This is a genomic window from Paenibacillus sp. TC-CSREp1 (assembly GCF_050171015.1).
GTDB classification, from domain to species: domain Bacteria; phylum Bacillota; class Bacilli; order Paenibacillales; family Paenibacillaceae; genus Paenibacillus; species Paenibacillus silvae.
Map to the genome: position 1 here is coordinate 1 of NZ_JBNOKM010000051.1, position 515 is coordinate 515.

The 515-nt window shown below is 47.6% G+C and carries 1 protein-coding gene; it reads left to right on the plus strand.

Features of this window, described 5'->3' with window-relative positions; genetic code table 11:
- Positions 1-515 (plus strand): SufD family Fe-S cluster assembly protein (locus tag ACQSGY_RS30690; RefSeq protein WP_427182409.1); only part of this gene is annotated, 515 nt, incomplete at both ends.

Consider the following 515-nt stretch of genomic DNA (forward strand, 5'->3'; position numbering starts at 1 on the left):
GAAAACATGGGTCAATTCGAGCGTACATTGATCATTGCAGATGAAGACAGCTTTGTTCACTATGTAGAGGGCTGTACAGCTCCGATCTACAGCACGAACTCCCTGCATAGTGCAGTGGTTGAGATCATCTGTAAGAAAAATGCCCGCGTTCGTTACACAACGATCCAAAACTGGGCACCTAACATCTACAACCTTGTAACCAAACGTGCGGTTGCAGAAGAGAATGCAACGATGGAATGGGTCGATGGCAACATCGGTTCCAAACTGACGATGAAATATCCAGCGGTTGTACTGAAAGGCCGTGGAGCAAAAGGTTCCGTTCTGTCCATCGCTGTTGCAGGTAAAAACCAGCATCAGGATGCAGGAGCGAAAATGATTCACCTTGCTCCAGATACAACATCGACAATCGTATCCAAATCGATCAGTAAGCATGGTGGTAAAGTAACGTACCGTGGTTTGGCTTCCTTCGGACGCCAGGCAGAGGGCGCGAAATCCAACATCAAATGTGACACACT